At 62.4% G+C, this 21,101-nt stretch carries 20 protein-coding genes; 8 read left to right on the top strand and 12 right to left on the bottom strand.

Annotation, left to right across the window (positions count from 1 at the left end):
- Nucleotide 1 precedes the first annotated feature (1 nt).
- Entirely contained in the window at nucleotides 2–2,860 is a 2,859-nt protein-coding gene (infB, locus tag NVV77_RS12020) for a translation initiation factor IF-2 (protein ID WP_295413434.1), read from the top strand.
- A gap of 106 nt (nucleotides 2,861–2,966) precedes the next feature.
- The gene (locus NVV77_RS12015) at nucleotides 2,967–3,581 is read left to right on the top strand and encodes an HAD-IA family hydrolase (protein WP_295413432.1); all 615 of its coding nucleotides are present in this window, start codon (nucleotides 2,967–2,969) and stop codon (nucleotides 3,579–3,581) included.
- On the opposite strand, the gene NVV77_RS12010 is transcribed toward NVV77_RS12015, so the two are convergent.
- From NVV77_RS12010 to NVV77_RS11985, 6 genes are all read right to left on the bottom strand, one after another.
- Nucleotides 3,578–4,336 carry a Stf0 family sulfotransferase gene (locus tag NVV77_RS12010; protein ID WP_295413430.1) on the bottom strand — a complete coding sequence of 253 codons (759 nt, stop codon included), beginning with the start codon at nucleotides 4,334–4,336 and terminating at the stop codon, nucleotides 3,578–3,580. The genes NVV77_RS12015 and NVV77_RS12010 overlap by 4 nt on opposite strands.
- Nucleotides 4,337–4,608: 272 nt before the next feature.
- Nucleotides 4,609–5,259 carry a L,D-transpeptidase gene (locus NVV77_RS12005; RefSeq protein WP_295413428.1) on the bottom strand — a complete coding sequence of 217 codons (651 nt, stop codon included), beginning with the start codon at nucleotides 5,257–5,259 and terminating at the stop codon, nucleotides 4,609–4,611.
- A 270-nt stretch (nucleotides 5,260–5,529) separates the two neighbouring features.
- Nucleotides 5,530–7,674 (bottom strand): polyribonucleotide nucleotidyltransferase, encoded by a 2,145-nt coding sequence (gene pnp, locus NVV77_RS12000; RefSeq protein WP_295413426.1) that lies wholly within the window; start codon nucleotides 7,672–7,674, stop codon nucleotides 5,530–5,532.
- A 361-nt stretch (nucleotides 7,675–8,035) separates the two neighbouring features.
- Nucleotides 8,036–8,305: a 30S ribosomal protein S15 gene (gene rpsO, locus NVV77_RS11995; RefSeq protein WP_035084587.1), complete on the bottom strand. Its 270-nt coding sequence runs from the start codon at nucleotides 8,303–8,305 to the stop codon at nucleotides 8,036–8,038.
- 135 nt (nucleotides 8,306–8,440) lie between these two features.
- Entirely contained in the window at nucleotides 8,441–10,171 is a 1,731-nt protein-coding gene (locus tag NVV77_RS11990; protein WP_295413422.1) for a sensor histidine kinase, read from the bottom strand.
- Nucleotides 10,172–10,218: 47 nt separating this feature from the next.
- Nucleotides 10,219–10,407, bottom strand: a complete 189-nt coding sequence (locus NVV77_RS11985) for a hypothetical protein (RefSeq protein ID WP_295413420.1) — start codon at nucleotides 10,405–10,407, stop codon at nucleotides 10,219–10,221.
- 96 nt (nucleotides 10,408–10,503) lie between these two features.
- On the opposite strand from NVV77_RS11985, the gene miaB reads away from it, so the two are divergent.
- A complete protein-coding gene (miaB, locus tag NVV77_RS11980) occupies nucleotides 10,504–11,895 on the top strand; it encodes a tRNA (N6-isopentenyl adenosine(37)-C2)-methylthiotransferase MiaB (protein ID WP_295413418.1) in 1,392 nt (463 codons plus the stop codon).
- Between the two features lie 42 nt (nucleotides 11,896–11,937).
- On the opposite strand, the gene NVV77_RS11975 is transcribed toward miaB, so the two are convergent.
- From NVV77_RS11975 to NVV77_RS11965, 3 genes are all read right to left on the bottom strand, one after another.
- Entirely contained in the window at nucleotides 11,938–12,294 is a 357-nt protein-coding gene (locus tag NVV77_RS11975; RefSeq protein WP_295413415.1) for a hypothetical protein, read from the bottom strand.
- 44 nt (nucleotides 12,295–12,338) lie between these two features.
- Nucleotides 12,339–12,530: a hypothetical protein gene (locus NVV77_RS11970; protein ID WP_295413412.1), complete on the bottom strand. Its 192-nt coding sequence runs from the start codon at nucleotides 12,528–12,530 to the stop codon at nucleotides 12,339–12,341.
- 92 nt (nucleotides 12,531–12,622) lie between these two features.
- Nucleotides 12,623–13,006 carry a GNAT family N-acetyltransferase gene (locus NVV77_RS11965; protein WP_295413411.1) on the bottom strand — a complete coding sequence of 128 codons (384 nt, stop codon included), beginning with the start codon at nucleotides 13,004–13,006 and terminating at the stop codon, nucleotides 12,623–12,625.
- A 1,751-nt stretch (nucleotides 13,007–14,757) separates the two neighbouring features.
- On the opposite strand from NVV77_RS11965, the gene NVV77_RS11960 reads away from it, so the two are divergent.
- The 4 genes from NVV77_RS11960 to NVV77_RS11945 all read left to right on the top strand — a co-directional run bounded on the left by NVV77_RS11960 (nucleotide 14,758) and on the right by NVV77_RS11945 (nucleotide 18,336).
- Nucleotides 14,758–15,819: a PhoH family protein gene (locus NVV77_RS11960; RefSeq protein WP_295413408.1), complete on the top strand. Its 1,062-nt coding sequence runs from the start codon at nucleotides 14,758–14,760 to the stop codon at nucleotides 15,817–15,819.
- An 11-nt stretch (nucleotides 15,820–15,830) separates the two neighbouring features.
- Complete coding sequence (ybeY, locus tag NVV77_RS11955; protein WP_295413405.1) at nucleotides 15,831–16,307, top strand: rRNA maturation RNase YbeY; 477 nt, start codon at nucleotides 15,831–15,833, stop codon at nucleotides 16,305–16,307.
- Nucleotides 16,308–16,382: 75 nt separating this feature from the next.
- Complete coding sequence (locus tag NVV77_RS11950) at nucleotides 16,383–17,450, top strand: hemolysin family protein (RefSeq protein ID WP_295413402.1); 1,068 nt, start codon at nucleotides 16,383–16,385, stop codon at nucleotides 17,448–17,450.
- Nucleotides 17,413–18,336, top strand: coding sequence for an acetamidase/formamidase family protein (locus NVV77_RS11945; RefSeq protein WP_295413399.1), 924 nt, complete (start codon nucleotides 17,413–17,415; stop codon nucleotides 18,334–18,336). Before NVV77_RS11950 ends, NVV77_RS11945 begins: the two co-directional genes overlap by 38 nt.
- 51 nt (nucleotides 18,337–18,387) lie before the next feature.
- Here NVV77_RS11945 and NVV77_RS11940 read toward each other — a convergent pair whose 3' ends face one another.
- Nucleotides 18,388–18,954 carry a NifU family protein gene (locus NVV77_RS11940; protein WP_295413396.1) on the bottom strand — a complete coding sequence of 189 codons (567 nt, stop codon included), beginning with the start codon at nucleotides 18,952–18,954 and terminating at the stop codon, nucleotides 18,388–18,390.
- Nucleotides 18,955–19,074: 120 nt separating this feature from the next.
- Here NVV77_RS11940 and NVV77_RS11935 point away from each other — a divergent pair, with 120 nt between their 5' ends.
- Complete coding sequence (locus NVV77_RS11935) at nucleotides 19,075–19,368, top strand: DUF3817 domain-containing protein (RefSeq protein ID WP_295413393.1); 294 nt, start codon at nucleotides 19,075–19,077, stop codon at nucleotides 19,366–19,368.
- A gap of 176 nt (nucleotides 19,369–19,544) precedes the next feature.
- On the opposite strand, the gene NVV77_RS11930 is transcribed toward NVV77_RS11935, so the two are convergent.
- Nucleotides 19,545–20,015, bottom strand: a complete 471-nt coding sequence (locus tag NVV77_RS11930; RefSeq protein WP_295413390.1) for a universal stress protein — start codon at nucleotides 20,013–20,015, stop codon at nucleotides 19,545–19,547.
- 13 nt (nucleotides 20,016–20,028) lie between these two features.
- Nucleotides 20,029–21,060, bottom strand: a complete 1,032-nt coding sequence (gene trpS / locus NVV77_RS11925) for a tryptophan--tRNA ligase (RefSeq protein ID WP_295413387.1) — start codon at nucleotides 21,058–21,060, stop codon at nucleotides 20,029–20,031.
- Nucleotides 21,061–21,101 lie beyond the last annotated feature (41 nt).

Here is a 21,101-nt window from a genome sequence, read left to right as displayed (position 1 = left end):
TATGGCTGATAACGACGACAAGCGTTCTGACGATTCTGGCGCCAAGAAGACGCTGACCCTCAAGGGTGGTCCGGGTCTGGGCAATCGCGCCGGCACGTCGCGCGGTCCCTCGCGTGCGACGGTGGTCGTGGAGAAGCGGACTCGCGTGGTTCCCAAGCCCGCCGGCGTGCCCTCGGGCCCACAGGTAGGCGGCGGCCGTCCCAGCGGTTCGGGTCGCCCCGGCCAGGGTCGCCCCGTGCAGGCCCAGCGTGCACCGCTCGGTCTTTCGGCTGCCGAAGCCGAAGCCCGCCAGAAGGCGCTCGCTCTCGCCGGCGCTCGCGCCGCCGAGGACAAGGAACGCTTTGCGGCCGAAGAAGCGCGCCGCATCGAGGACGACAACCGTCGTCGTCAGATCCGCGAAGAAGCCGCGCGCCAGGAAGAAGAACGCCGTCAGGCCGAAGAAGCCCGTCGCGCCGAGGAAGACGTTGTCGCAGCTCCCGAGCCCGCTGCGAGCGCCGCACCGGCACCGGCTGCCGCGCCTGAACCGCGTCAGCCTTTCGTGCCGGCGAGCCAGCGCAATCCCGGCCCGTCTGCAGTTCGCACCGTTTCGGGCCGTCCCGGCCAGTCGGCGCGCCCGCAGCGCAGCGAGCGGCCTTCGAACGAACGCCCGTCCAACGAGCGTCCGTCCAATACCCGCCCCGATGGCGAACGGCCCAATCCCAATGCCCGTCCGACCGGCGATCGCCGTCCGGCTGGCTCCACCGGCACGCGCCCGGCAGGTACGGCTACCCGTCCCGCTGGTGAACGGCGTCCGGCCGGCGCCGGCATGGCTCCGATCGGCAATGTGCCGCCCGCCGCACCGAGCGAGGCCGATGGCCGTCGCGTTCGTACTGGCGCGCCGCAACAGCGTCCGACCACCGAAGCCGAGCTCGAAAATGCCCGCCGCGCCTCGCGCGCCCAGCCCGAACGGCCCTCGCGCCGCGTCGACGATGGTGCCGCCCGCGGCCGCCTGACGGTTTCGAGCGCCACGACCGAAAGCGATCGTGATCGCGGTCCCTCGCTCGCCGCCATGAAGCGTCGTCGCGACAAGAAGATGGGCCGCAACCAGCAGGATGCGCCCAAGCTGATCCGCGAAGTCGTGATCCCAGAAGTCATTACGGTGGGCGAACTCGCCAACCGCATGGCCGAACGCTCCGTCACCGTCATCAAGATGCTGATGCAGCAGGGCAATATGGCCAAGATCACCGACGTGATCGACGCCGATACGGCTGAACTCATCGCCAGCGAACTCGGCCACACGGTCAAGCGCGTGTCGGAAGCCGACGTTGAAGAAGGTCTCTTCGATCTCCCGTCCGACGACAAGGCCGAGGATTTGACCGATCGTGCGCCGGTCGTGACCATTATGGGCCACGTCGACCACGGCAAGACCTCGCTCCTCGATGCGATCCGCGAAGCCAATGTGGTTTCGGGTGAAGCCGGCGGCATCACCCAGCATATCGGCGCCTATCAGGTCGAAAAGAACGGCACCAAGATCACCTTCCTCGACACCCCGGGCCACGAGGCGTTCACCGCCATGCGTGCCCGCGGCGCCCGGGCAACTGACATCGCGGTGCTGGTCGTGGCGGCCGATGACGGCGTCATGCCGCAGACCATCGAATCCATCAAGCATGCCAAGGCGGCTGGTGTTCCGATCATCGTGGCCATCAACAAGATGGACAAGCCGGACGCCAATCCCCAGCGCGTGCGCACCGAACTGCTTCAGCATGAAGTGTTCGTGGAAACCATGGGCGGCGACGTGCTCGATGTCGAGGTTTCGGCCAAGACCCGTGCCGGTCTCGACAAGCTCCTCGAAACCATCCTGCTGCAGGCTGAAGTCCTCGAGCTCAAGGTCGCCCGCGACGGTCGCGCCGAAGGTATCGTGGTCGAAGCCAAGCTCGATCGTGGTCGCGGTGCCGTGGCCACCGTTCTCGTCCAGCGCGGCACGCTGCGCGTCGGTGACATTCTCGTCGCCGGCACCGAGTTCGCCAAGGTTCGCGCCCTCATCAACGACAAGGGCGAGCAGGTCAAGGAAGCTGGCCCCTCGGTTCCGGTGGAAGTCTTGGGCTTTACGGGTGTGCCCTCGGCCGGCGATCGTTGCTCGGTCGTCGAAACCGAAGCCCGTGCCCGCGAAGTTACCGAATATCGTCAGCGCGCCATCCGTGAAAAGACGGCCGGCGGCGGCGCCACCAGCCTCGAGCAGATGATGAATCAGCTCAAGGCCAATGGCATCGCGAAGTTCCCGCTGATCATCAAGGGCGACGTGCAGGGTTCGGTGGAAGCCATCGTTGCCAGCCTCGACAAGCTCGGCACCGACGAAGTGTCGGCGCAGATCCTGCATCAGGGCGTCGGTGGTATCACCGAAAGCGACGTGACGCTGGCAACGGCCTCCAAGGCCGTCATCATCGGCTTCAACGTCCGCGCCAACAAGCAGGCCGCAGATCTTGCGACCCGCGAAGGCATCGAAATCCGCTACTACAACATCATCTACGACCTCGTGGATGACGTGAAGTCGGCCATGTCTGGTCTCCTGGCGCCCGAGCGCCGCGAAACCTTCATCGGCTACGCGGAAATCCTCGAAGTCTTCCAGATCACCAAGGTCGGCAAGGTCGCGGGTTGCCGCGTCACCGAGGGCCTTGTGGAACGCGGCGCCGGCGTGCGTTTGCTGCGCGACAACGTCGTCATCCACGAAGGCAAGCTCAAGACGCTCAAGCGCTTCAAGGACGAAGTCAAGGAAGTCCAGGTCGGCCAGGAATGCGGCATGGCCTTCGAAAACTACGAAGACATCCGCGCCAAGGACGTCATCGAATGCTTCCGCGTCGAGACCGTGCAGCGCACGCTGTAAGTCTCTGCCAAGCAATAAAGTTGAAGGGCGTGGCCACAGGCCGCGCCCTTTTTGTTTGTGCCATTCGCTGCCATCTTCCTATCAGTGAGGTGCGGAGGAGAGCCAAATGCAGACCATCATGATGGACGTCGACGGCGTCCTCGTTTCCGGCCGCCCCAGGGACGGCGCGGACCTCTTCACAGACCTCGAGGCCGATCTCGGCATCTCGGCTTTGACCCTGCAACGCGAGTTCTTCAAACCGCGCTGGCCAGAGATCATCACCGGACGCAAAGCGCTCCTCCCCGAACTCTCCGAATTCCTCACCGACATCGCGTCAGCCGTCTCCGCTCAAACCCTGATCGACTACTGGTTTGAAAATGACTCGCGGCTTGTTGAGACGGTTGTCGACGACATGGCAAAGCTGCGAGCCCAAGGGCTTCGGGTCTATCTCGCGACAAACCAGGAGCACATGCGCGCCACCTATCTGATGGAGGCTATGGGCCTAGCCCGCCACGTCGACGGCATTTTCTACTCGGCCGCCATCGGCCATCGAAAACCCAGCCGGCCATTCTACCAGCACATCCAGGACACGCTGGGCGGCTCAGCAGAAGACATTACCCTTGTGGATGACACGGAAGACAATGTCATCGCCGCACGGGAGCAGGGATGGAACGCCATTCACTGGCGAGCCCATATGTCGCTTCTCGACGAACTCGCCCGTAGCCCGGCAAATAGCGGCTAGACGTTCTCCCGCCTGAACCGCGCCACCCATTCCTGGCTCGTCGCATCGGCCATCTTGGCCGTCGGCACCGCCATGGCATGGGCAATATCTTGGTCGAGCCCCAGCCGCGCAAAAATCTCCGCCAGCGCCCGCTGTGGCGCGGCCGTAACGCCTTCGTAGGTCAGTCGCAGCGGAGTGATGCCATGGGCCGCAAAGAAGACGTCCCAGGCTCGGTCATCCTCTTCCAGTTCCGCCAGCACCTCGGCAATCCTCTTGCCGTCATAGACCGGCTCCGGCCGCTCCTCTGACCCTTCAAGAACGCTGCCATCGGCATTGAGGTGCCAGAGGCCCGTCTGCTCGGCACGCACCAGCGAAACGGCCTGGCCGAGCTTGTCGCCGCGCGAGAGGTGAATGTAGAGGAGGGGCCCGAACGCCTCCTTGAGGCGCTGGGCCACATCGCCCGGCCCGCCAAGAGCCCGCTCCAGCCGCCGCCCGGCATCGGCGAGGCTGGGATACATCAGCCGCAACCCAATGATCTCCGTTCCCGCCGCGCCCGCCTCCCGCATGGCCGCAAGATAAGCGCGATCGAATGCCGGAGCATCGGTGCCCCCGGCAAGGGATACGCCCCATTCACCCGCCCAGTAGGCAATATCGACCTCGCGAAAATACGAGTTCGGTCGCCCGGCCACGCCGCTGCGATGGAGCATTTCGCAGATCAGCGTACTGCCCGAGCGCGGCGTGCCGCAGATGATGTAGGCGCGCGGAGTTTTGGTCATGAACGGCCTCGAAGTGGACCGCCATCATGCATATCGCTCGCCCGACGAAAAGGCGCTTGTGCCAGATGAGCAGGATCCAAAGACGAAGAGCCCGCTCCTTGCGGAACGGGCCCTGGATGCCGGATGCGGGTGACTACGGTATGGTCCGCAGCCGGCAGTCTATTTGGAGGTCATGGCGAGGGCGCAGCCCTCAGTCACACGATCCGCCAGAAATGTTGCGGCGACATTGCGCCAGGCATGGTCCGGAAAAATGGATACCGGTTTTCCGTGCCTTATGCGTTGATCACCGTCACGCGCGTGCCCGAGGGAACGCGGGAATAGAGATCGATGATGTCCTGGTTCATCAGGCGAATGCAGCCCGAGGAGACATTGGTGCCGATCGTATAGGGCTCGGTGGTGCCATGGATACGGAAAAGCGTATCGGCCCCGTTTTTGTAGAGGTAAAGCGCACGCGGCCCAAGCGGATTGGTCGGACCCGGCTCCATGCCGCCGGCATAGGGGCCGTAGCGGTCGGGTTCGCGGGCAATCATCGACTTGGTCGGCGTCCAGCGCGGCCACTGGGCCTTGCGGCCGATGGTGGCATCGCCGCGGAACAGCAGCGCCTCGTCCTTGCCCACGCCAATGCCGTAACGCAGGGCCCTGCCGTTCTCCATCACGAGATAGAGGTAGTGGGCAGGTGTATCGACCACGATCGTGCCGGGGCGTTCGGTCGTGTAATAGGCCACTTCCTGGCGCCACCATTGCGGATCGACACGGCGCAGGTCCATGGCGTCGACCTGATAGGGCTCGGTGGTCACCGGACCATACATGCGCAGGTAATAGGGATCGATGACCGGCTCCTGAACCACGGGCTGACGCGTGGTCGAACAGGCTGCCAGGGTCGTCGCTGAAAGACCGAGAAGGAAAAGGCGGCGGGAAATCAAAACTGGAACCTCGGGACAGGCAGGGAGAATCGAGAGGGCAGGGAGCGGACTCTCGTCCTTTGCAGTAACGCTTCTCCCGCTTAACGTGGCACGAATGCGGCGGTTCCTCGCCACAATGTGATCATAGTTGGCGCTGTTGCGGAAATCCCACAGGTTTCACGGCTGTGTGATCTCAAGGGCGAGCAATGGCCTCCATGGCCGCCTCCTGGGCGAAAATGGAAAGGCCCGGATCGCTCCGGGCCTTTCGCAATCTTTTTCGGAAGAAGCGCCTTATTCGGCTGCGTCGTCCTTGGCTTCCTTGACCAGTTCCTTGCCGGTTGCCTGGTCGAGCACCTTCATCGAGAGGCGGACCTTGCCGCGCTCGTCAAAGCCGAGCAGCTTGACCCAGACCTTGTCGCCTTCCTTGACCACGTCGGTGGTCTTGGCAACGCGCTGGTCGGCCAGCTGGGAAATGTGGACGAGACCGTCCTTGGCGCCGAAGAAGTTGACGAAGGCGCCGAAATCGGCGGTCTTCACCACGGTGCCCTGATAGATGCCGCCAACTTCGGCTTCATCGGTGATCGAGCGGATCCACTTGATGGCGGCTTCGATCTGAGTGCCGTCCGAGGACGAAACTTTTACGGTGCCGTCGTCTTCGATGTTGATCTTGGCGCCGGTCTTTTCGACGATCTCGCGGATGACCTTGCCGCCGGTGCCGATCACTTCACGGATCTTGTCGGTCGGGATCTTCAGCGTTTCGATGCGGGGAGCGAACTCGCCCACTTCGCCGCGCGAAGCCGAGAGAGCCTTGGCCATTTCGCCCAGGATGTGGATACGACCGTCCTTGGCCTGAGCCAGGGCGATCTTCATGATCTCTTCGGTGATACCGGCGATCTTGATGTCCATCTGCAGCGAGGTCACGCCCGCTTCAGTACCGGCCACCTTGAAGTCCATGTCGCCGAGGTGATCTTCGTCACCAAGGATATCGCTGAGGACGGCGAACTTCTCGCCTTCAAGGATGAGACCCATGGCAATACCGGCCACCGGGCGCTTCATCGGCACGCCGGCATCCATCAGCGCCAGCGAGGTACCGCAAACGGTCGCCATAGAGGACGAGCCGTTGGATTCGGTGATCTCGGACACGATACGGATCGTGTAGGGGAATTCTTCGATCGAAGGACGGATCGGGTTGATGGCGCGCCATGCGAGCTTGCCGTGACCGATTTCGCGACGACCGGGCGAACCCATGCGGCCAGCTTCACCCACCGAGTAGGGAGGGAAGTTGTAGTGCAGCAGGAAGTTTTCCTTGCGGGTGCCTTCGAGGCTGTCGATGAACTGCTCGTCTTCGGCGGTGCCGAGGGTCGCAACAACCAGAGCCTGGGTTTCGCCACGGGTGAAGATGGCCGAACCATGGGTGCGCGGCAGGACGCCGACTTCCGACAGGATCGGACGCACGGTCTTGAGGTCACGGCCGTCGATACGGCTGCCGGTGTCCAGAATGTTCCAGCGAACGATCTTGGCCTGGAGGTTGTGGACGACTTCGCCCAGAACTTCCTTGGTCAGCTCGCCGGCTTCGATCTTGGCGGCAAAAGCCTCCTTGACCTTGGCATTGGCAGCGTCGACCGCAGCGTAGCGCGAGGCTTTTTCGGTGATCTGGTAGGCAGCGCGCAGATCGGCTTCGGCAATGGCCAGAACTTCAGCTTCGAGAGCCGAGAAATCGGGAGCCGTAAAGTCGCGCGGTTCCTTGGCAGCAAGCTCGGCGAGCTTGATGATCGCCTGGATGACCTTGGCGCTTTCGGCGTGGCCGAACATGACGGCGCCAAGCATGACTTCTTCGGAAAGCTCCTGAGCTTCCGATTCAACCATGAGCACGGCGTCCTGGGTGCCGGCCATGACGAGGTCGAGCTTGGAATCGTTGCGGCGATCGATGGACGGGTTCAGCACGTAGGCGCCGTCGATATAGGCAACGCGGGCAGCCCCGATCGGGCCCATGAAGGGCACGCCCGAAATGGTCAGGGCAGCGGAGGCTGCGACCATCGAGAGCACGTCGGGATTGTTTTCCATGTCATGCTGCAGAACGGTGATGACCACCTGGGTCTCGTTCTTGTAGCCATCGGGGAAAAGCGGGCGGATCGGGCGGTCGATGAGGCGCGAAACCAGGGTTTCGTTCTCGGACGGACGGCCTTCGCGCTTGAAGTAACCACCCGGGATCTTGCCGGCGGCAAAATACTTTTCCTGGTAGTTGACGGTCAGCGGGAAGAAGTCCTGGCCGGGCTTGGCGGACTTCGCCGAAACGACGGTGGCGAGCACAACGGTTTCACCCAGCGTCGCGAGCACGGCACCATCCGCCTGGCGGGCGATCTTGCCGGTTTCGAGCGTCAGCGGCTGGCCGCCCCAGTTGAGTTCGACCTTGTGGTGATCAAAATTGATCGACATCTTTTGTCTTTCCATTCTGCCGGAGCGCGGGAACGCGGGATAGGCGAGGGCCCACGAACGCTTCCGGTGTGCCCGCACCGGCGCCGTACCCCATGTACGCACCAGCTCAAAATCAGGCACTGTTTCTGTCTCTGACAGGTTCAGAACATGGACAAGACAACAAGCGGCTCCACAGCGGAAGGCGCCAATAATCCTGCCATGCTCCGGCGCTGCCGGCCTAAGGGGCAATCACCGCCCCAGTATATGCCCGTTCAGTCTGGTCGCGCTTTCGAACCGGAAAAGTGGTGCCCACTTTCCTGAAACCGCTCCTGAAAGGGCAACCGGCGCGGGAGGTAACCCCCGCGCCGGAATTTTTGTCGTCTTAGCGACGCAGGCCGAGCTTTTCGATCAGCGTCTTGTAGCGGTTCTCGTCGACCTTCTTGAGGTAATCGAGGAGGCTACGACGGGTCGAAACCAGCTTGAGGAGACCACGACGGGAGTGGTTGTCCTTGTTGTGGCCCTTGAAGTGCTCGGTGAGGTTGGCAATGCGCTCGGAAAGGATCGCAACCTGCACTTCCGGCGAGCCGGTATCGTTGGCAGTGGTGGCGTATTCCTTGATCAGGGCGGTCTTGCGCTCAGCGGTAATCGACATCGGCAAATCCTTCTAGAATTTTGAGGATGAAAGAGCCCCAGCCAGGATGTCGTCCAGGTAGGGCCTGTTAATAGCGCGGGCAAAGTTGAGCCTGCTGGCGGTCCCTATAGTGCAAAGCACCAGACAAAGCCAGACTTATTGATTCTTGCGCTCTTGCAGCTGCTCGTCCGGCCGCACCGCGGCAAAGGCCGGATCGAGCGCGGTCATGGGAATGTCGATGGTCCACTCCACCCCATCGGCATGCTCGTGCCGTTCCACTTTAGCCCCCAGCGCCCCGCCCACCATGGAGCGCAACACGGTCGTGCCAAAACCTGCCCTCTCGCTGGCCTTGAGCGGTCCCGACAAGGTCTCGCGCCAGCGCATGGCGAGCTGATCCCCATCCTCGACCCAGGTGAGGGTCAACCGGCCCTTTTCGTCGGCAAAGGCGCCATACTGGGTCGCATTGACGGCCAGCTCGTGCACCGCCATCCCCAGGATCTGCGCGCCCTGTGGATTGATCCTGAGATCGGCCCCGTCAACCTTCACCCGCGCGAGCTCCTGCGGCCGGAAGGGCGCCAGGTGCAGGTCAACGAGTTCGCGCAGCGACACCCCGGCCCGTCCATGCGCCAGCAGCAGGTCGGTCGAGCGCGCCAGCCCCATGATGCGGCGCTCCAGCGCCTCGACATAACGCGGCACATCGGTGGCGCCCCGCGCCGTCTGCTTGGCCATGGCAGAAATGACTGCCATCTGGTTTTTCGAGCGATGCGCCAGTTCGCGCATCAAAAAGCGCACATCGCGTTCCGCCGTCTGCCGCTGTCGCGAAGCCTGCACCAGGGCTTTCGACACTTCATCGATTTCCGCCACCGGGTAATAGCGCTCGAACACGGCTTCGCCGCGCCCCAGGCGCTGCGCATCGAGCCTCAGGCCCCGCACCGAGCGGCTAAGCTGCTGGGCGATGAAAACGGCGATCAGCGAGGCCACCACGGCAATGACGAGACCCCAGGCCGCCAGCTGCAACAAGGATTCACCCAGGGGGCGCTTGACCTGCGCGGCCGAGGCCCAGGCGATGATGCGCCAGCCGGTCAGGCCCGAACGCCATTCGGCCGTCACCACTTTTTCATCGTGAAACACCTCTTCGGTCCAGCCCGAAGCCGTGTCCTCGAGATTGCGCCGCATGGGCAGCGTGTCGCCGATGGAGAATTCGTCCCCAGTGGTCGAGGCAATTACCGTATTGGTGCCATCGACCAGCGCGGCGTTCCAGCCCTGCGGCAATTCCCGCGATTGCAGCACCGGGATGAGATCGCGCGCGTTTTGCGTCAAGGCAAGCAGCCGCACCGGCGCGTCCTCGGCGAGCGGCAGCCACACATTATAGACCCAGGTCTGCGCTACCTGGCCGAAGAACAGGTTGGAAACGGTCGGGCGCGCCCGTTCAAGCGCCCGGGCCGCGGTGATCATGTCGGATGTCTGGCCCAGCGGCGCGCCGAATTCCACCCGGCTGTTGACCAGCTGATTGGCATCCTCGTCGATACCGATAATGTAGGATCCGGTGCCGGCCAGGGCGATGGTGGCGCGACGATGGAATTGCTCGAGATCCCCCGCTTCGAGGGACTGATCGGAGGAGAGCACGCGCAGCGTCGTGATCATGCCCGAAATTTCGCGATCCACCGACTGGCCCATGGCCTGCACGGTGGCATTGGTCAGGGATTCAACGACCTTTTCCTGCGCGTCATTGGTGCTGTTGAGCAGGACCAGCGCCACGATCAGCGCCGGCAGGAGAATGACCAGCATGAGCGCAAACAGATAAAGCGCGACCGGCTGGGGCCGTCGCGACTGGAGACTCCTTGCCTTGCCGGAGTCCGCGACCCGGTCGTGGGCATGTGCTGCCATGGCGTCCTGATCCTTGTCGGCTGGCAGGTTAGGCCCAGGCGGGCGGGTCAATACTTTGCGCTAGCGTCGCTGGCCGGAAAACTCTCGTCTACCGCCTCGTCCACCTTATCCCATTTCCGCGGCTTGTCAGCCTGTGCTTCCGCCCCGGCATTGCGCACCTGTACCGGGGAATCGCCGGGGCCGGGCTTTTGTCCATCCCGCATGGCAGCAGCCTGATCCTTTTGTGCTTTGGTCATGACACAGTCCTTTGCTCTCCAGTGACACAACACGCTCGCCCCCATGCCGGTTGCAGGCGGTAGCGTCATACCTGATGGTCTGGTAAATAGCCCGTCATGAACCAGATCGCGCCGAAGAAGCTCTTCATCAAAACCTATGGCTGTCAGATGAATGTCTATGACAGCGACCGCATGGCCGACGCCCTGGCGCCGCATGGTTATGCGCCGACCCAGGACATGGCTGAAGCCGATCTCGTGCTGCTCAATACCTGCCATATCCGCGAAAAGGCGAGTGAGAAGGTTTTCTCCGAACTCGGCCGCCTCAAGGAACTGCAGAACGAAAAGCGCGCCACCGGCGGCGATCTGATGATCGGCGTCGCTGGCTGCGTCGCCCAGGCCGAAGGCGAGGAAATCGCCCGCCGCGCCCCCATGGTCGACATGGTCTTCGGGCCGCAGGCCTATCACCGCCTGCCCGACATGCTGAAGAAGGCCGAAGGCAATCGCCACATGCACCCGGCCCTGCGCCGCGCCGTGGTCGACACCGATTTTCCCGAAGAAGACAAGTTCGCCCACCTGCCGGCGGCCAAGAAGGACGTCACCATCGGTCGTGGCCTCACCGCCTTCCTCACCGTGCAGGAAGGCTGCGACAAGTTCTGTTCCTTCTGCGTCGTGCCCTATACCCGTGGCGCTGAAGTCAGCCGCCCGGTGGCCCAGGTGCTTGAAGAGGCCCGCCGCCTCGCCGATGCCGGCGTCAAGGAAATCACCCTGCTCGGCCAGAATGTGAACGCCTATCACGGCGAAGATTCTGCCGGCCGCGCTGTCGGACTTGGTGAGCTGGCTTATCTTCTCTCTGAAATCCCTGGCCTCGAGCGCCTGCGCTACACCACCAGTCACCCGCGCGACATGGACGACGCGTTGATCGCGGCGCATCGCGACCTCGATTTCCTCATGCCCTATCTGCACCTGCCGGTGCAGTCCGGTTCCGACCGCATCCTGAAAGCCATGAACCGCAAGCACACTGCGGCCGAATACGTGCGCCTCATCGAGCGGATCAAGGACGCGCGCCCCGACATGGCGTTTTCGGGCGATTTCATCGTCGGCTTCCCCGGCGAGACCGACGCGGACTTTGAGGACACGCTGAAAATCATCCGCGATGTCGGCTATTCTTCGGCCTATTCCTTCAAATATTCGACCCGCCCCGGTACGCCCGGCGCCAACCTCACCGAGCAGGTGGAAGAATCTGTGAAGGCGGAGCGCCTCGCGCGCCTGCAGGAGCTGGTCAACAAGCAGACCACCGATTTTCATGCCTCCTGCGTCGGCCGCACGCTCCCCGTCTTAATCGAACGCGTCGGGCGCATGCCGGGGCAGGTGGGTGGCCGCTCGCCCTATCTGCAGGCCGTGCATCTCGAAGGGTCTACCGATCTCATCGGCGGGATTCACGAGGTAGAGATCATCGGCACATCGACCAATTCGCTGGTCGGCCGCCTGCGGCAGGCGGTTGCGGCCTAATTCAGCCGGCGTAGAAGAAGTAGACCCGGCCCCCTTCCGGGTCTACGAGCGTGACGCTGCCCCCTTGCCGTAGGAATAAGCGGCACCCGGCAGGCGCATTGTCTCATTGGCTTTCTCAAGCCACGCCTCGTCCACCTCGATGCTGTAGCCGTATTTGCCCAAATACCCCTCGACGCCAGAAGCCTCCCAGCGGTCAGAATCCCTGGCATAGTCGATGGGCGTGGAATGCCAGGCACCGGAATAGTCGGCGAGCCTGGAGCCTAAATTTGCTCCCTGCTCCAACGCCCATTTCTTGCTGTAGTCGTCTAGTCGGTACACCACGAAACCGGTTTCGGCGTCCCCGGGCCCTCCGATCCCCCAGCTCTCTTCAAGCCGATACTCTATTTCGGTCGCTTCCAAAGGTTTTGGCAGATGTCCAAACAGGAGCGAGTGTTCCCACTGTTTCAAACCCACAAGGGCACGGCGATAAACGCGACCGCGCTGAGGATGATAAAGAGTCGGCCAAGGATCTGGTTGGGGCGGGTGCGGCGCCATCTAAAGACGAGGAAGCGAAAAAACAGCCAAACGACCAATGCCGCCAGGCCCAGGACAATCAGCGGCAAAAGCCCCAGTATTGCCAAGTAAGCTATTTCCATGAGGCGTCCCGCCTGGCGTGATTTATCTGCTCAGCTACAACGAGTTTGCGACCTGGGCCATCCGGCTTTGTCTGGCGCGGCCGAAATACTGCCTAAAGCGCAACAAGCCCAGCTTCCGTCGGTCTGAACCCGCAGGCGCGATAAAACTCGGTGAGATGCGGTTCGAAATCGACGTGGAGCCACTTGGCGCCGCGCGCCCTTGCTGCATCCTCCGCCGCCTTCACGAGCTTGGTGGCAATGCCCAGCCGTCGAAAATCCTGGTGCGTGCAGGTGTCGAGAATGAAGGCATGCATGCCGCCATCCCAGGCGACGTTGACAAAACCCACCAGCGTCTCGCCTTCATACGCCCCGACATGAACGAGGCTGCGCGACAGCACCGGCTGCCAGCTCGCCGGTCCAGCATCGCCCCATGCGGAAAGCCAGAGAACACGCATGATGTCGTCGGCTGGAAATGGATCGACGGCGATGTGGACCATGGTTGTTCTTTACCTCAACTCTATAGCGACTATTTCTAGATGTACCGCGCCAGGCGTGACCACCCACCTCTCCCTTGGGGCCATGAGAGCTATGCTCGCAAGTTCCGCGCGCGAAAAGGCCCCCTCATCCGGCGCTTCGCGCCACCTTCTCCCCGAGAGGGAGAAGAACAGGCCGGCGCAAGAAAGAGCAGCGGTCCCCTCTTATTCCTCTCCCTCTCGGGGAGAGGTGGCTCGGCGAAGCCGAGTCGGTGAGGGGGGCAGATCTATCCATCTTATCCCCACGGTAAAAAACTGTGCCAATCTCTCCCCGTTCCCACCGATAACACGCGGTACCGACGAAGTGCCGGGTGGGAAGTCGGGCCGCTTGAGGTCGCTCAGGCGGATGCGTGGATGCCGACCACCGGCCAAGCGGCGGAGCGCCCCCGTCGTGCTGTCTACGGACAAGCACGTCCGACGGCGCTTCGGACCGTAAAACCCCAAAAGGGGGCCGCTCGAGGCATGCGCAAAAAAATCCCGGACGTGGGAAGCGGCTTTCGCCTCTTCTTTCTACCAAGTTTTGGGGCGAAAGCCGCTTTTCACCGTGCGCCCGAAGGGCATCGCGCTGTGCAACCGCAAAGCCGAAAGGCCGGGGCGGATATTGGCGTTGGGTGCAGCAACGACCTCCCATCGACCCCTAACGCGCCCGCGGCCAATTTCAGCGCGGCAACCGCCTGCCGCCCACGCAACCCCCCAAGCCACCTTGCCCGTCAATGCCCGTTGAAGATCGATCCCAGATCAACCTCATCCAAGTGACTTGCCGACCCCAGTTCCCATGTCCCGCCAAAACACCGATGCCCCTGGGTCAGTGCCGGTCGGGGGTCTATCAGGGGCCGACCCCATCCAGGCGACCTGCCGGCCTCAAGCCCCCAAAGCCCACTCTCTCCATGCCCCTCTCCAAAAGCACCGATGCCCCCGGGTCGACGCCGGTTGGGGATCGATCCCACGTCTACCTCATCCAAGTGTACCAACCTCTAGGCCCCCGGAGCCCGAGTTCCCATGTCCTGCCAAAGCACCGATGCCCTTGGGTCAATGCCGGTCTGCGATCGATCGGAGGCCAACCCCATCCAGGCGACCTGTCGGCCTCAAGCCCCCCAAAGCCCACACTTCTCCACGCCCCTCTCCAAAAACACCGACGCCCCTGGGCCGACGCCGGTTGGGGATCGATCCCACGTCACCCTCATCCGAGTGTACCAACCTCTAGGCCCCCGGAGCCCCATTCCCCATGTCCTGCCAGAACACTGATACCCCCGGGTCAATGCCGGTCGGGATCGATCAGAGGCCAACCCCATCCCCGCCATCTGCCGGCCTCAAGCCCCCAAAGCCCGCTCTCCATGCCCTCCCCAAAAACACCGATGCCCCTCGGGTCGACGCCGGTTGGGGATCGGCCCCGGGCCAACCCCATGCTGGCCACCTGCCGGCCCTCAAGGCCCCCGGACCCCACCCCCCATGTCCTCCCCAAAACACCGATGCCCCTTGGGCCGATGCCAGTGGAGGATCGAGTTTGGCCAAAACCTCACGCCATTCGAGCGTAGCTCTCATAGCCTTCACCCCTCAAATCGCTCCACCGGAGCGATTTGGCCGCTCTTGCGGCCGGGGTGAAGTGTCACAATTTATCTACAGACATCGAACCCAAATCATCCTAGCCTCATTAATGCATGGGCGACGCGCTCCGCGGCGCCCCCTTCGGGAGCCGAGAAAGTTTGAGCAGGCACTTGCCACCCACCGCCGATAACGCCCTCGCATCGCAACTCGAACTCGCCTTTGACGACAATCGCCTGGCTGCCCAGCTCTACGGCGATTTTGACCAGAACCTCGCCCTCATCGAACAGCGCCTATCCGTCTCGGCCACGCCGCGCGGCAATCATGTGCTGTTGAAAGGTTCGGCGTCACGGGTCGACCAGGCACGCCGCGTGCTGGAATCGCTCTACACAAGCCTTGAAGAAGGCCGCAGCGCCGACATCGCCGATGTCGACGCCGTCATCCGCATGGTCGAGACCGAAGATAGCCAGCTGACCCTGCCCACGCTTGAGCGCAAGGGCAAGGTGCGCATGGCCCAGATCGCTACGCGAAAGGCCACCATCGCCGCCCGAACCCCGGCCCAGGACGCCTATATGCGCGCCATGGATCGCTCGGAGCTCGTCTTCGGCGTCGGCCCCGCCGGTACCGGCAAGACCTATCTTGCCGTGGCTCATGCGGCTTCGCTGCTCGAACGCGGCGATATCAACCGCATCATCCTTTCCCGTCCGGCCGTCGAGGCCGGCGAGCGCCTGGGTTTCCTCCCGGGCGACATGAAGGAAAAGGTCGATCCCTATCTGCGCCCGCTCTACGATGCGCTCTACGACATGATGAAACCCGAAAATGTCGAGCGCTGCATCACGTCGGGGATCATCGAGGTTGCTCCGCTCGCCTTCATGCGCGGCCGCACCCTCTCCAACGCGGTCGTCATCCTCGACGAAGCGCAGAACACCACATCCATGCAGATGAAGATGTTCCTGACGCGTCTCGGTGAGAACTCGAAGATGATCGTTACCGGCGACCCGACCCAGGTCGACTTGCCGCGCGGCGAAAAATCGGGGCTGGTGGAAGCCGTCAATCTGCTCGATGGCGTCGAAGGGGTGCATATCAGCCGTTTCAACGACAAGGACGTGGTGCGTCACGCACTTGTTGGGCGGATCGTCAGGGCCTATGAAGCCGATACCGCGCGGCGCCTCGCCCAAAAGGACGGGGACACGGAAGGACTGGCGCGGACACTGGGCAATTTGCCCCGGAGCTGACCCACACCCTTATGCCGCCGATTCCCCCGCTTGAAATCGCAGTCATCCGCAACGCGGATGACTGGCCCGACCATTTTGACGCCCTTGCCGAGCGCGCGGTGCTCGCCGCCTTGGCCGGCGCCAAGCCCAAGGCAAAGGGCGCCGCCGAGATTTCGATACTGCTCACCGATGACGCGGAACAGCGCGAACTCAATGCGCAATATCGGGGCAAGGACGCGTCGACGAACGTCCTGAGCTTCCCGCAAATCGAGCCTTTCGACCCCGTCATCGGCATTCTGGGCGACATTACGCTCGCCCGTGAAACCCTCATCCGCGAGGCCGAAGAACAGGGCACCAGCCTTGAAGATCATTTCACCCATCTCGTTGTGCATGGCTTTTTGCACATTTTGGGCTATGATCACCTCGATGAGGACGAGGCCCAGGAAATGGAAGGCCTCGAAACCCAGATACTGGCCGGGCTCGGCATTGCCGATCCCTACGCCGACTAGGCCGACGAATTTCCGGCCTGGCTGCTTTATTTGTCCATATGAGGATAGCGCGCTGCTTCACGCAGCCTAAGATTGATGAACGACACCGATCGCAAGGGCAACCGGGTGCCTGATAATCCCGAACCTTCCTCTAGTCCCGCCCTCGCTCAGCCGACGCGAGGGCCGAGCCTGATCAACAGACTCAAATCCATCCTGACGCTTCGTCCGGTCAGCCTGCGCAATGATCTGCAGGTGGCGCTCGACGAGAGCGCCGGCGCTGAGACGCAGGACTTTACCGAGAGCGAACGCACGATCCTGCAGAACGTGCTGAAACTGTCAGCCGTCTCGATCGACGACATCATGGTCGAGCGCTCCGATATCCAGGCCGTCGAAGCCGATATCAATCTCGGTACGCTGCTCGCAAAATTCCGCCAGGTTGGCCATTCGCGCCTGCCCGTCTACGAAGACGAACTCGACAAGATCATCGGCTTCATCCACATCAAGGATGCCATGGCCAAGATCACCGAGCCGGTGACCGATCCTGAAAAAGACGTCCCGGTAAAACTGCTCTCGGCCGCGCTGCGCCAGAAGATCAGCAAGCTCGGCATTACCCGCACGGCCATGTTCGTGCCGACCTTCATGCCGGCCGGTGACCTCCTCCAATCCATGCGCGCCTCCCGCGTCCATATGGCCATCGTCGTCGATGAATATGGCGGCACCGATGGTCTTGTGACCATTGAGGACCTCCTTGAAGCGATCGTGGGCAAGATCGAGGACGAACACGACGAAGCCGTCCGCGCCATGGTGCGTAAGGTGGGCGAAGATACCTACATCGCCAATGCCCGCGCCGAATTGGACGAAGTCCGCGCCGTTGTCGGCCCCGATTTCGATCCCGGCGAACACGCCGAAGACGTCGAAACGCTGGGCGGCCTCGTCTTCGACCTCGCTGGCCACGTACCGCGCCGCGGTGAAAAGGTGACCGGGCTCGACGGTTTCGAGTTCGAAATCCTTGCCGCTGACGGCCGCCGCATCAAGCGCCTGCGCATCCGCCGCAAGCGGGGGAGTCAGAGGAAATCCTGGCGATCACCGACCAGCGCCCCGAAGACCAGAAGGCAGCGGCTGAATAGTGGCTATCCATCGTTTCGAAGCCGCGGCGTGGCATAGCGTGCTCGCAAAACTCCCGGCTGCCCTCCATGTGGCTGATGGCGACACCGTGATCACCGAGACGCTCGACGCGGCCGGTGTGGACAAGCACGGTGTCACCCGCGCCCATGGCTCCAACCCGATGAACGGGCCTATCCATGTGGAAGGCACCGAACCGGGCGATGTGCTGCAGGTCGACATCATTCGCATGACGCCGATCCGCGAACACGGCTGGACCCGTGGCGCCCTCGCCGCCAATGTCGTTGACCCCGAGCGGGTCCGCGACCTGCCACCGCGCATAAAAATCGACTGGGTCATCGATGCCAAGGCTGGCACGGTGCGTCTGAAGGAGCCGGTCGAAGGGCTGGAGCAGCTCATTCTGCCCATCGAACCCATGCTCGGCTGTTTTGGCGTCGCTCCGGCCCATGGCCAGGCCATTTCCACCGCCACCAGCGCCGAGAACGGTGGCAATATGGACTATCGCGGCTTTGGCCCCGGCGCCCGCATCTGGCTTCCCGTCTTCGAGCCCGGCGCCCTATTCTTCCTCGGCGATTGCCACGCTATCCAGGGCGACGGCGAAATCGTCGGCACCGGCGTTGAAACCGCTATGGAAGTGGAATTTCGCTTCAGCGTGCTCAAAAACCGCAAACAAGCCTGGCCGCGCGGCGAAACTGCCGAGACGATCTATTCAGTAGGCAATGCTCGGCCGCTGGACCAGGCATTGCAGCACGCGACGACGGACATGTTCGACTGGTTGACCGGCGAATACGGCCTCTCCGCTGTCGCCGCCAGCCACCTTATGGGGCAGGTGGTGCGCTACGAGGTCGGCAATGTCTTCGACCCAGCCTTCACCATGGTCTGCCACATCCCCAAAAAGTACCTGCCGAAAAGTCAAAGGCCCCGATGAAAACTCATCGAGGCCCCTGGCTTGCTGCTTAACTGGTAGTGCGGCTTCGGATCAGACTTGCTGAACCGATTCCACGCCCGGCACGAAGTGACGGAGGAGATTTTCGATACCGCTCTTGAGGGTCGCGGTCGAAGAGGGGCAGCCCGAGCAGGCGCCCTGCATATGTAGGAAGACGGTGCCTTCCTTGAAACCGCGGAAAATGATGTCGCCGCCATCCATGGCCACTGCCGGACGCACACGCGTCGCCAGCAGTTCCTTGATGACTTCGACCATTTCCTTGTCTTCTTCCTCGAAGAACTCTTCGCCGGCGGCAAAATCGGTGTCGACTTCGCTGCCTTCGGAAATGACCGGCTTGCCCGAGAGGAAGTGGTCCATGATCACGCCGAGAATAGCCGGCTTGATATGGGCCCAGTTGGTGTCATCCTTGGTCACCGAGATGAAATCGGAGCCGAGGAAAACGCCGGTGACGCCGGAAATGCCGAAAAGACTGGCGGCCAGCGGAGAGGCTTCGGCGGCATCGAGCGTGCGGAAATCGCGCGGTTCGCCGACCAGCACATCACGACCGGGCAGGAATTTGAGCGTGGCCGGGTTCGGCGTGGCTTCGGTCTGGATGAACATAAACTCTCTCCGTGGAGTAGACTTAGAACGCTTCTAAATTAGAGACGGGTTCGCTGCAAGCCCAATTTGCGCTGCTTTGTCGCGTGGCGCGATATGGCTGCCATGCGCTAGCACCATATCATGATCCGTCTGTTCAGATATATCGGCGTTGCCGAAGGCATTACAACCCTGGCCCTGTTCCTCGTCGCCATGCCGGCAAAGTATTGGTTCGGCTATCCCGGCCTCGTCCCGCCCATCGGACTTATCCACGGGGTCGCCTTCATCGCCTATATTCTGGCGATGACGATCTGCCTGCCAGGGAGGGGATTTGCAGGGTTTGACTGGGTGCGGACGACGCTGGCTGCGTTTGTGCCGTTCGGGACGTTTTTGAATGACCCGTTTTTGAAGCGAAAGCAGTTGGCTGAGACGGCTTAGAAGTCAGGTAGTTCAAACCTCACCGTCGCCGTCATTGCCCGGTTTATCCGGGCAATCCAACTTGCGGCGAGAAGTGGTGGTAGAGGTCCGAGCGCCGGGCCTTGCCCTGCGAGCATAGCTCTTCGGGCCTGCTGCGCTAAAATCGCGCCACTGGCGCGATTTTGCCTGCGGCACGCTTAGCAGATCGCGATAATCTCTTCGTCGCTCATCCGGCCCGGTACGATGGTCAGCGGGATAGGCAGGGCATTGGCGCGACCGGCAAAGTGGGTGACGAGCGGGCCGGGACCTTCACCCGACCGAGACGCCGCCAGTACCAGAATGGCGATGTCGTGATCCTTGTCGATCAACTGCTCGATCTGCTCGGCGCCATTGCCTTCGCGAATGACCGTTTCGGCGCGCACATCACCAATTTCCCTGATGCGGGCGAGACGCGAATCGAGATTGCGCTCGGCCTCCTCGACCGCTTCGGCGCGCAGTACGTCCTCGACGCCCATGCCGATGAATTCGGGCTTGGGGATCACGGTGACCAGCACCACCGTGCCGCCCGTTCGCTTGACGCGAAAGGCGGCAAAGGTAAGGGCGCGGTCGCACTCTTCCGTCTCGTCAATGACAACGAGGAATTTGCGCTTGTATTCGGTATCGTACAAAGGCGCCTCCGAACTAGCGGATGAAACCGACGATGCGGCGCACGTCGTGCATGGTCTTTTCGGCGAGAGCCGCCGCGCGCTCGCCGCCATCGCGCAGGATGGCGTCGATCGTGGTGGTATCCTCGATCAGGCGACGCATTTCGCCAGCCATCGGAGCCAACTGGGCTACGGCCAGATCAGCCAAAGCCGGCTTGAACTTGCCCCAGCCATGGCCACCGAACTCAGCCAGAACCTCAGTCTTGGTCTTGTCCGAGAGCGCGGCATAAATGCCAACGAGATTGTCGGCTTCCGGACGCCCCTTCAGACCTTCGACCTCAACAGGCAATTCGGCCGGGTCAGTGGTCGCCTTCTTGATTTTTTTGGAAATGGCATCGGCATCATCGAGCAGCGAGATGCGCGACTGATCGGACGGGTCCGACTTGCTCATTTTCTTGGTCCCATCACGCAGACTCATGATGCGCGTCGCGGGGCCCGCAATCAGCGGCTCCGTGATCGGGAAGAAATCAGGATCGAGACCCTGTTCGACGATCGAGGCGGCATAGTCATTGTTGAATTTTGCCGCGATGTCGCGCGTCAGTTCCAGATGCTGCTTCTGGTCATCGCCCACAGGCACGGCCGTTGCCTTGTAGAGCAGGATGTCGGCAGCCATCAGGGACGGGTAGGCCAGAAGGCCGAGCGAAACATTCTCGGAATTCTTGCCGGCCTTGTCCTTGAACTGCGTCATGCGGTTCATCCAGCCGATGCGCGCAACACAGTTGAACACCCAGGCCAGTTCAGCATGCTGCATGACCTGGCTCTGGTTGAAGACGATCGAGCGCTTGGGATCGACGCCGGCAGCGATAAAGGCGGCAGCGACTTCGCGCGTGGCGCGGCGCAGGGCGTTGGGCTCCTGCCAGACCGTGATCGCATGCATGTCGACCACGCAATAGATGGTCTCATGCGTGTCCTGAAGGGGCACGAAACGGCGGATGGCGCCGAGATAATTGCCCAGATGCAGATCGCCCGAAGGCTGGATGCCGGAAAAAACGCGAGGAGAAAAGGCCATGGGTCCCAGAAGCGGATGATAGGCAGATGGCCCCGTTCTAT

This window comes from Devosia sp., assembly GCF_024707125.1.
Taxonomy (GTDB): Bacteria; Pseudomonadota; Alphaproteobacteria; order Rhizobiales; family Devosiaceae; genus Devosia.
The sequence above is the reverse complement of the archived record's forward strand: the minus strand, read 5'-3'. Positions and strand labels throughout refer to the sequence as shown.

What these genes read in the sequence shown, in the direction of transcription:
- infB (WP_295413434.1), top strand. Translation starts at nt 2, where the DNA reads ATGGCTGATAACGACGACAAGCGTTCTGACGATTCTGGCGCCAAGAAG.
- NVV77_RS12015 (WP_295413432.1), top strand. Translation starts at nt 2,967, where the DNA reads ATGCAGACCATCATGATGGACGTCGACGGCGTCCTCGTTTCCGGCCGC.
- NVV77_RS12010 (WP_295413430.1), bottom strand. Translation starts at nt 4,336, where the DNA reads ATGACCAAAACTCCGCGCGCCTACATCATCTGCGGCACGCCGCGCTCG.
- pnp (WP_295413426.1), bottom strand. Translation starts at nt 7,674, where the DNA reads ATGTCGATCAATTTTGATCACCACAAGGTCGAACTCAACTGGGGCGGC.
- rpsO (WP_035084587.1), bottom strand. Translation starts at nt 8,305, where the DNA reads ATGTCGATTACCGCTGAGCGCAAGACCGCCCTGATCAAGGAATACGCC.
- NVV77_RS11990 (WP_295413422.1), bottom strand. Translation starts at nt 10,171, where the DNA reads ATGGCAGCACATGCCCACGACCGGGTCGCGGACTCCGGCAAGGCAAGG.
- NVV77_RS11985 (WP_295413420.1), bottom strand. Translation starts at nt 10,407, where the DNA reads ATGACCAAAGCACAAAAGGATCAGGCTGCTGCCATGCGGGATGGACAA.
- miaB (WP_295413418.1), top strand. Translation starts at nt 10,504, where the DNA reads ATGAACCAGATCGCGCCGAAGAAGCTCTTCATCAAAACCTATGGCTGT.
- NVV77_RS11970 (WP_295413412.1), bottom strand. Translation starts at nt 12,530, where the DNA reads ATGGAAATAGCTTACTTGGCAATACTGGGGCTTTTGCCGCTGATTGTC.
- NVV77_RS11965 (WP_295413411.1), bottom strand. Translation starts at nt 13,006, where the DNA reads ATGGTCCACATCGCCGTCGATCCATTTCCAGCCGACGACATCATGCGT.
- ybeY (WP_295413405.1), top strand. Translation starts at nt 15,831, where the DNA reads ATGCCGCCGATTCCCCCGCTTGAAATCGCAGTCATCCGCAACGCGGAT.
- NVV77_RS11950 (WP_295413402.1), top strand. Translation starts at nt 16,383, where the DNA reads ATGAACGACACCGATCGCAAGGGCAACCGGGTGCCTGATAATCCCGAA.
- NVV77_RS11940 (WP_295413396.1), bottom strand. Translation starts at nt 18,954, where the DNA reads ATGTTCATCCAGACCGAAGCCACGCCGAACCCGGCCACGCTCAAATTC.
- NVV77_RS11935 (WP_295413393.1), top strand. Translation starts at nt 19,075, where the DNA reads ATGATCCGTCTGTTCAGATATATCGGCGTTGCCGAAGGCATTACAACC.
- trpS (WP_295413387.1), bottom strand. Translation starts at nt 21,060, where the DNA reads ATGGCCTTTTCTCCTCGCGTTTTTTCCGGCATCCAGCCTTCGGGCGAT.